This is a genomic window from Paenibacillus sp. HW567 (assembly GCF_000374185.1).
Classification (GTDB): domain Bacteria; phylum Bacillota; class Bacilli; order Paenibacillales; family Paenibacillaceae; genus Paenibacillus_AQ.
Genome location: NZ_KB910518.1, coordinates 214,749 through 222,566, shown reverse-complemented (window position 1 = coordinate 222,566; position 7,818 = coordinate 214,749). Strand labels below are relative to the sequence as shown.

4 protein-coding genes and 1 rRNA gene are annotated in these 7,818 nt (G+C 49.3%); all 5 read right to left on the bottom strand.

Annotated elements, in window-relative coordinates; genetic code table 11:
- Window positions 1-201: 201 nt before the first annotated feature.
- The 5 genes from B212_RS0101175 to B212_RS35175 all read right to left on the bottom strand — a co-directional run bounded on the left by B212_RS0101175 (window position 202) and on the right by B212_RS35175 (window position 7,794).
- Window positions 202-1,752, bottom strand: a 16S ribosomal RNA gene (locus B212_RS0101175).
- 402 nt (window positions 1,753-2,154) lie between these two features.
- Window positions 2,155-3,030 (bottom strand): nucleotidyltransferase-like protein, encoded by an 876-nt coding sequence (locus tag B212_RS0101170; protein WP_019908436.1) that lies wholly within the window; start codon window positions 3,028-3,030, stop codon window positions 2,155-2,157.
- Window positions 3,031-3,442: 412 nt separating this feature from the next.
- Window positions 3,443-5,164: a glycosyl hydrolase family 18 protein gene (locus tag B212_RS0101165; RefSeq protein WP_019908435.1), complete on the bottom strand. Its 1,722-nt coding sequence runs from the start codon at window positions 5,162-5,164 to the stop codon at window positions 3,443-3,445.
- Window positions 5,165-5,373: 209 nt separating this feature from the next.
- The gene (gene perR / locus B212_RS0101155) at window positions 5,374-5,805 is read right to left on the bottom strand and encodes a peroxide-responsive transcriptional repressor PerR (RefSeq protein ID WP_019908433.1); all 432 of its coding nucleotides are present in this window, start codon (window positions 5,803-5,805) and stop codon (window positions 5,374-5,376) included.
- A 126-nt stretch (window positions 5,806-5,931) separates the two neighbouring features.
- On the bottom strand, window positions 5,932-7,794 hold the full coding sequence (locus B212_RS35175; protein ID WP_019908432.1) for a DUF4097 family beta strand repeat-containing protein: 1,863 nt from the start codon (window positions 7,792-7,794) through the stop codon (window positions 5,932-5,934).
- Between the last annotated feature and the right edge of the window lie 24 nt (window positions 7,795-7,818).

Here is a 7,818-nt window from a genome sequence, read left to right as displayed (position 1 = left end):
GTGTTAACACAAGTTCAGCTTAAAGGAATGTTCTAAAACGCATTTTCGTTTCGGTATCCAGTTTTCAAGGATCAAGTTTCTTACAATTGAGAGCTTAAACTCTCAAAACTGACCAACGAGTGAGTCACAGGCCTAAACCTGAGTTGTGGAAGCTTAGCTTCCGATTTGAATGTTCTCATCGCAGAGAACGATTCTCCATAGAAAGGAGGTGATCCAGCCGCACCTTCCGATACGGCTACCTTGTTACGACTTCACCCCAATCATCTACCCCACCTTCGGCGGCTGGCTCCCTTGCGGGTTACCCCACCGACTTCGGGTGTTGTAAACTCTCGTGGTGTGACGGGCGGTGTGTACAAGACCCGGGAACGTATTCACCGCGGCATGCTGATCCGCGATTACTAGCAATTCCGACTTCATGCAGGCGAGTTGCAGCCTGCAATCCGAACTGAGACCGGCTTTGCTGGGATTNGCTCCACCTCGCGGCTTCGCTTCCCGTTGTACCGGCCATTGTAGTACGTGTGTAGCCCAGGTCATAAGGGGCATGATGATTTGACGTCATCCCCACCTTCCTCCGGTTTGTCACCGGCAGTCACTCTAGAGTGCCCAGCCTTACCTGCTGGCAACTAAAGTCAAGGGTTGCGCTCGTTGCGGGACTTAACCCAACATCTCACGACACGAGCTGACGACAACCATGCACCACCTGTCTCAACTNTCCCCGAAGGGCACCTGATGCATCTCTGCTTCGTTAGTTGGATGTCAAGACCTGGTAAGGTTCTTCGCGTTGCTTCGAATTAAACCACATACTCCACTGCTTGTGCGGGTCCCCGTCAATTCCTTTGAGTTTCAGTCTTGCGACCGTACTCCCCAGGCGGAGTGCTTACTGTGTTAACTTCGGCACCAAGGGTATCGAAACCCCTAACACCTAGCACTCATCGTTTACGGCGTGGACTACCAGGGTATCTAATCCTGTTTGCTCCCCACGCTTTCGCGCCTCAGCGTCAGTTACAGCCCAGAAAGTCGCCTTCGCCACTGGTGTTCCTCCACATCTCTACGCATTTCACCGCTACACGTGGAATTCCACTTTCCTCTTCTGTACTCAAGCCATCCAGTTTCCAGTGCGACCCCAGGTTGAGCCCAAGGTTTAAACACCAGACTTAAACAGCCGCCTGCGCGCGCTTTACGCCCAATAATTCCGGACAACGCTTGCCCCCTACGTATTACCGCGGCTGCTGGCACGTAGTTAGCCGGGGCTTTCTTCTCAGGTACCGTCACTCCGATAGCAGTTACTCTACCGGACGTTCTTCCCTGGCAACAGAGCTTTACGATCCGAAAACCTTCATCACTCACGCGGCGTTGCTCCGTCAGGCTTTCGCCCATTGCGGAAGATTCCCTACTGCTGCCTCCCGTAGGAGTCTGGGCCGTGTCTCAGTCCCAGTGTGGCCGTTCACCCTCTCAGGTCGGCTACGCATCGTCGCCTTGGTGGGCCGTTACCCCACCAACTAGCTAATGCGCCGCAGGCCCATCCTCTAGTAGCAGATNNNTCCGCCTTTCATCCTTCCTTCAGGAGAAGAAAGGAATTATCCGGTATTAGCTACCGTTTCCGGTAGTTATCCCAGTCTACAGGGTAGGTTGCCTACGTGTTACTCACCCGTCCGCCGCTAAGCTTCCCCCGAAGGATAAGCTCCGCTCGACTTGCATGTATTAGGCACGCCGCCAGCGTTCGTCCTGAGCCAGGATCAAACTCTCCAAATTGGTATTTAGAAAGAGCGATTCGCTCATTTTGAAACATCTGACGAGAATTTGCATTCTCATTTTGGAAGTCACTCACGTGATTTCCGATACTCACTCGTTGTTCAGTTTTCAAAGATCAAGTTCTCGTTTTTCTTCGTCGTTGCTTGTCAGCAGCGACCTTTATAATATATCACAGCGCCCTCATTTTAGTCAACCATTTTTTTAATTTCTTTTTTTTCGATTGTCTGCCGCTTGCTTTGCAGCATATTGATGCGTCAGAGGGACGAGTTATAATGTACCACAACAACAACAGAAGAGTCAACAATAATATTCCCTGATCTTTGCGGTTCATCCAGGACTAAAGACAAACAAAAAAAGAGAGCATACAGCCTCTCCTTATCCCAGTATTTATTCTCTTTATATTTATAAAGTGTAGCGGACCGTATGCCCATCTCCGGCATCCTCTGCCCAGAAGGCGATTCCCCTTATCAGTGAACGTGATTCCAGCTTGCGCAAAACCAGAGGCAGTTCGGCGCCCAACTGGCTGCAACCGGTATGCTGAAGCAGTTCTTTTATACTCCAAGGCTCTTTGCGGCTGTTCAGAATGTTGAGCAGCATAGTGCAGCAATCAGACATTTTGGACATCAGTGCAAATTCACATGCCAGCAAAATCAACTCCACTCTCTGATCCAGAGTCTCGGTACTTACGGTCAGTTCTTCATACAGCTTATGAACAGATGAATTGAGGCCTTTCACTTGCTCCCATACTGCGGGGTCGGGAAAATATCCAGCTTCAGCGACTTCTATCCGCGCCCAATGATATAAAGCGATTAATACACAATTGTAGGCATCCATGGTACAGCCGGCTTCGAGGTATCGTTTTGATTTCACGTACATATGCAGAAACCTGGCAAACTCAGTGAACAGCACCCGCTCCCTAAGCGGGTTCTGAAACTGCACGATCTCCCGTCGCATTTCTCCGAGGACTCCCTTGGCGTCCCAAATGACTTCACCCGCCATCAGACTGGTTAGAAGCTCGTTGTTATCCCCTGCCATTACAGCTCTTTCTAACGCATCCAGACCTACATGTACCGTCTGTGTACGTCTCTCACCTGCTATAGTATGGGTAATAATGCGTTCTTCTTCCTGTTCCTCATGCACCATCAGTACCACCATATCAAAATCATGGAGAAGCGCACTCTGAAACGGGGCATTGCCCTCCTGCCGCAAAGCGATTGCTCCCAGAATGTTATCATCAAACATTTCTCCACTAAATAAAGTCAAATTAGACAGTTCCATGCTTCCCTCCATCAAATTTGGCGATTTCGCGTCCGTCAGTTGTAATTCTCTTAAACATTAATATTCTACATATTCATATTAGTTCCTCCTGAACAACCGAACTATATTTCAGTTAGGAGCAAATACTTATGAAGTATAAAACGGCAAAAATCAATGTTTTTCGCACATGAGGATTATTGCTTACATGTTAGGAATGGGGCTACCCTACCCACCATGGACCCGGAGCAGGCAACCATCCCCGCAGAGCCGCTTGAAAGCCAGCAGCTTAAGCACTGAACACCCGAAAACGCCGCAGAACTTGGCTCTATCTTCATAGTATTTACTCCTGTATTGAACTGCTGCTGAATAAACGTATAAAAATAAGGAGGCTCCCGGAATGGGGCCTCTTAACTATGACTATGCTGATGCCAAACTACTGATTAATCTCTTGCAAAACCTCCCAGGCCTCCTGGCTTGCGAAACTGCGGTTCCAGGACCCTACGCCTCCCAGCTTAAAGGACTTGGCCAGTTCAACTCTCGCTTCAAGGGAGAGCTTGTCTTCAACCCATATTTTGCGCAGAACACCGTCCTCTTTGTACTCCACGTAGTTCTGTCCCGCCTCCTGATCCAGCTTAGGCGTGAGCTTTTTCTCGGAAATAATGTCCTGTACTGCATTCATGCCAACCGCCTTGGAGCTTACTTTCGTTTTGCCATCCGCTGTGGTCTCTGACCAAATACGGGTGTAAAGCGGTACGCCCAGAATTAGCTTCTCCGCAGGGACGTCATCCTCTTCGAGGATGCGGTTTATGGAATTCTCCACCCATGGGAGCGAAGCAACAGAGCCTGCGGTGGGACTGGAAGCCCAATGCTCATCGTAAGCCATGACAATCATAAAATCCACCACCTCTCCAAGCGCCTTCCGGTCGAGAAAGAGCGACCACATTTCGCTTTTGGATTTTGGGGTTACATCCATAGAGACAATGAGGTTTTTGGCTTGGGCCATAGGCTTCAGCTCACGCATGAACTGCGTAACATTATCTCCGTCCTTAGTATAAACGTTCTCAAAGTCGATATTAATACCATCCAGGCCGTATAAATCAGCATATTCCAGCATCTGAACGATAGTATTCATCCGTTTCTCATAGCTCGATAAAGCCTGGGTGGTAAGATCAGCCTCAAAACTGTTGGTCAGCACTCCCCAAACCTCCATGCCCTGATTATGAGCCCACTGCACATAGGCGCTGTCCGCCTGGCTCCGCACGTTGCCCTTCACATCGACGATCTTGAACCAGGTGGGACTGGCGACATTGACTCCCGGAAACTTACCGAATTTAGCCGGGTTAGGCTTACGTTCATATACAGCTTCCCAGTATAGATTGACGGGTTTTCCTTTCCAGCTACGTTCCGCACGTGTGGGGACTGCCGGTTTCTTGTCCACTGTCTTAAGACCGTTCTCAATAATATCACCTGATTTGACATAGCCCGTAATACCGCTGCCCGTCTGCACATACAGCCAGTCCGCATTGTCTGCGTTCCAGATCTTCACATCAGTTCCCGGAGGCATATCGGCAAGAATCGGAGCATGAACTGTGGCCTTGCTGCGCAAAGCTCTTGTCCTCTCCCCCTTGTCGCCCTTTACCTTGCCCCGTGATACAGTTTCTCCGGCAATCATCAACAGTACAGCTCCGGTGTCGGTATCCTCTTCGACCTCAAAACCGTACAAATTCTCCAGGGTGTCGGCTGGTAGATAGGTGACCCCCTTCTTTTCTTCCGGTGCCAGACGAAGCTGGAGCGGCTTATTGTTCAGACTGGCAGCAGTTGAATCCTCTTGCATATATAAAAGTTCATTGTCTGTCGATAAAATGACTGATTTCGTCTCTTCCTCATAACGAATGGATGCGTCCACATATTTCTGCAGCAGCGGAAGCGGCAAAAGCAGCTTATCTCCTGTGCCTGATGCGGAATATCCCGTAAGCTCTCCTTTGACGAAAACAGGCTGTTTCAACCCTTTCCAGTCAGGATCGGTATGAAAACGGTTAGGCAATACATCATATACAACCCAGTAGGCTGCGGCAGCTATAATGACCAGTCCCAGTAAACGGCGAAAAAGACTTCCGCGCTTCCGGGTGCGTCTTTGTCTCTGTCTTCTATTCAAAATGTACCTCCAAATAAAAAGCTGAATTTGAATGCGGGGATAATCAATCTTAAGTATACGCTATACAAAGCTGTTTGGTTGCGCAAAAATACTTGAAGGTTTGTCTTTTTCTGATAGATTTCAAGGAGGAAATATTCCGCATATGGGTCAAATGCAAAAAAACGTGAGGCCTCCGCTTCCGGATTCCGCACGTTATTCATGCTAATATATCAATGACGCTTCTCGCTGCAGCACTTGCAAACGCCATACAGTTCCATGCGCAGGCCATGAATTTTGAACCCTGTATCCTGCTCGGCACGCTGCTCTACCTCATGAAGTGAAGGATAACTGAAATCCTCAATCTTCCCGCACTCTTGGCAGATAACATGATAATGGTCAGAAACATTGGCGTCAAATCGGCTGGAATTGTCACCGTAGGTCAGCTCGCGGACCATTCCGGCTTCCATGAACATCTTCAGGTTGTTGTACACTGTTGCCACACTCATACTCGGAAACTGCGGCTCAAGCGCACGATAAATGTCATCCGCTGTAGGATGATTCATCGCTTCCATCAAATACGTAAGAATCGCATGACGCTGGGGCGTTATACGGACACCAGTTGTCTTCAATTGTTCCAATGCATGCTGTACGCCACTACCCATCAATGCCACCGCCTTTGAATTAGAAAACATAATAATGGCTCTAATGTAATTGTAAGACCGGCCTTTCAATGTTGTCAACGGAACTAATACATTATATTCATTATTATATAATAAAAATTACTTAATTCAATATTTCCTCACATTTAGGTTGCTGTTTCCTTCGACATGAAGCTTATATTCGCCTGTGCCTATTTGACCGGAGATGTTCTTCTTATCAATGGTCAGACCGGGGAAATCGGATTCAATATTGCCATAGCCGCTTGAACCATCTACTGTGAAGTTCCCCAGCAAAGGCAAATACAGTTCAATGTCACCCACCGCACTGTAAATGTCCCAGTCACCGCCGAAATCGGCTGAACGTACATTTATTGAGCCATTGAGGGATTCGGCATGCAGCTTCGTTCTGGTCCCATCAACAGTCAGGTTGCCATTTTTACTGGAAAGGTCCAATTCATCCCCGCTCCCGGCAGCAGAAATATTGCCAACAGCCGTCGACAGCTTCATTGCTCCGGTAACATCCCAGGCAAACATATTTCCGCCGCTTGTGGCTAGTTCAGCGTTTCCCTGAACGTTTCTGACGCGAACATCCCCATTCAGCGTTTTGCCTTGGACATCGCCGAAAATCCGGTGCAGAATCAGCTCGCCATTTCCGGTCTCTAATGAAATATCCTTGATCGCCTCTACATTCTGCAAGGTAATGCCGCCATTCATCGTCCGTACCTCCAGATTAAACCTGCGGTCTTCGGGGACGGAAATATCTAAATCCATACGCGGCTGCCGTCTGCCGGAATCTCCGTAGGCTTTGGTTTTCGGGATGATTTTAATAGTTGAGCCTTCAGTTACTTCTACAAAAGACTGTTCTGCAATCGCCTCGGCGACTGCGCCCTCCAGTTGATCCACCCATACAGTGGACGAAATTTCAATATTCCGCACTGGCGCACGATGAATCAGAATATCGCCGTTGATGGCGTCGACAGTAATTTTTGAGGTGCCCAGTTCAACAGGTACAAGCAGCGGGTCCTTCACAAACTTACTTCCCTTGGCTTCGCCGTAATCAACGGCCGCTGCGGTCAAATTCAGGCTGACCCGGTTCCATAAATGCAAATAATGCTCTTGTTCCGCAACAATAAATACACTGGCCGCGAGCACAATGGCAGACAATAGTCCGCGCAAATCCATCCGTGCACGATTTCGTGACCTACCTTTGACAAGACGCCCCGAGAATAAGGAAATCAGCAGGTACTCCAGTCCCCAGAGCACAGCTATAATCGGCCACCATTTGAGCAGCAGCAGCATATTGTCGGTTCCGTTTCTCCAGTCCAGGAATAAGAGAACAGCTACCGCTATAAGCAGTGTTGCGGCTGTATATCTGCCCACCCGGCGGCTCCGCCGTTCATTGCTATCGCGCTGAAGCAGTCCCTTCGCAATCTCCCGGATACCAAGGTATACACCACAACCAGCCAGTACTGCCGCTATTGCCACACTCGCATAATGCTCAATAAAATATTGCAGCCAGGCGGGCTTCTGCCGGAAAAGAAAGAGCAGCGCTCCGCCAATCAGCAGCATAAGTCCAAACGAAATCCCCGGTTCGCTGACCAAACGGCGCCGTTTTCTCTTCGAGGGCGGAGGCGGCAGCGATTCAGGGTCTTGTTCCGCAGGCAACCGCAGAAGGCGGTCAGCGGACTGCAGCACATCAAATACATTATAGAAATATAGTACCGGGATCATTAAAGCCAGCAAAATAAGCAGCGGCACATTAATCTGCATCCCTATGGACGAGAAATAGAGCAGTGCAGCAATATCAAGCAAAATTATAAAAATGAAGGAGATCCCTTTACGGAGCAGCCCGAAATACAAATGCCCCGCGCCAGGGACCAGCGCCGCCAGGAGCCCGGCAATGAACTTGCGTTTGCGGCGGGGGCGCCGCTTGAGGCGCGGAGGCAAAGGCGCTGCTGGAAGCTTGGCGGAATCATCTTGTTCAGTGCTCATACGCGGACTCCTCCTTTCATCATA

What these genes read in the sequence shown, in the direction of transcription:
- perR (WP_019908433.1), bottom strand. Translation starts at nt 5,805, where the DNA reads ATGGGTAGTGGCGTACAGCATGCATTGGAACAATTGAAGACAACTGGT.
- B212_RS35175 (WP_019908432.1), bottom strand. Translation starts at nt 7,794, where the DNA reads ATGAGCACTGAACAAGATGATTCCGCCAAGCTTCCAGCAGCGCCTTTG.
- B212_RS0101170 (WP_019908436.1), bottom strand. Translation starts at nt 3,030, where the DNA reads ATGGAACTGTCTAATTTGACTTTATTTAGTGGAGAAATGTTTGATGAT.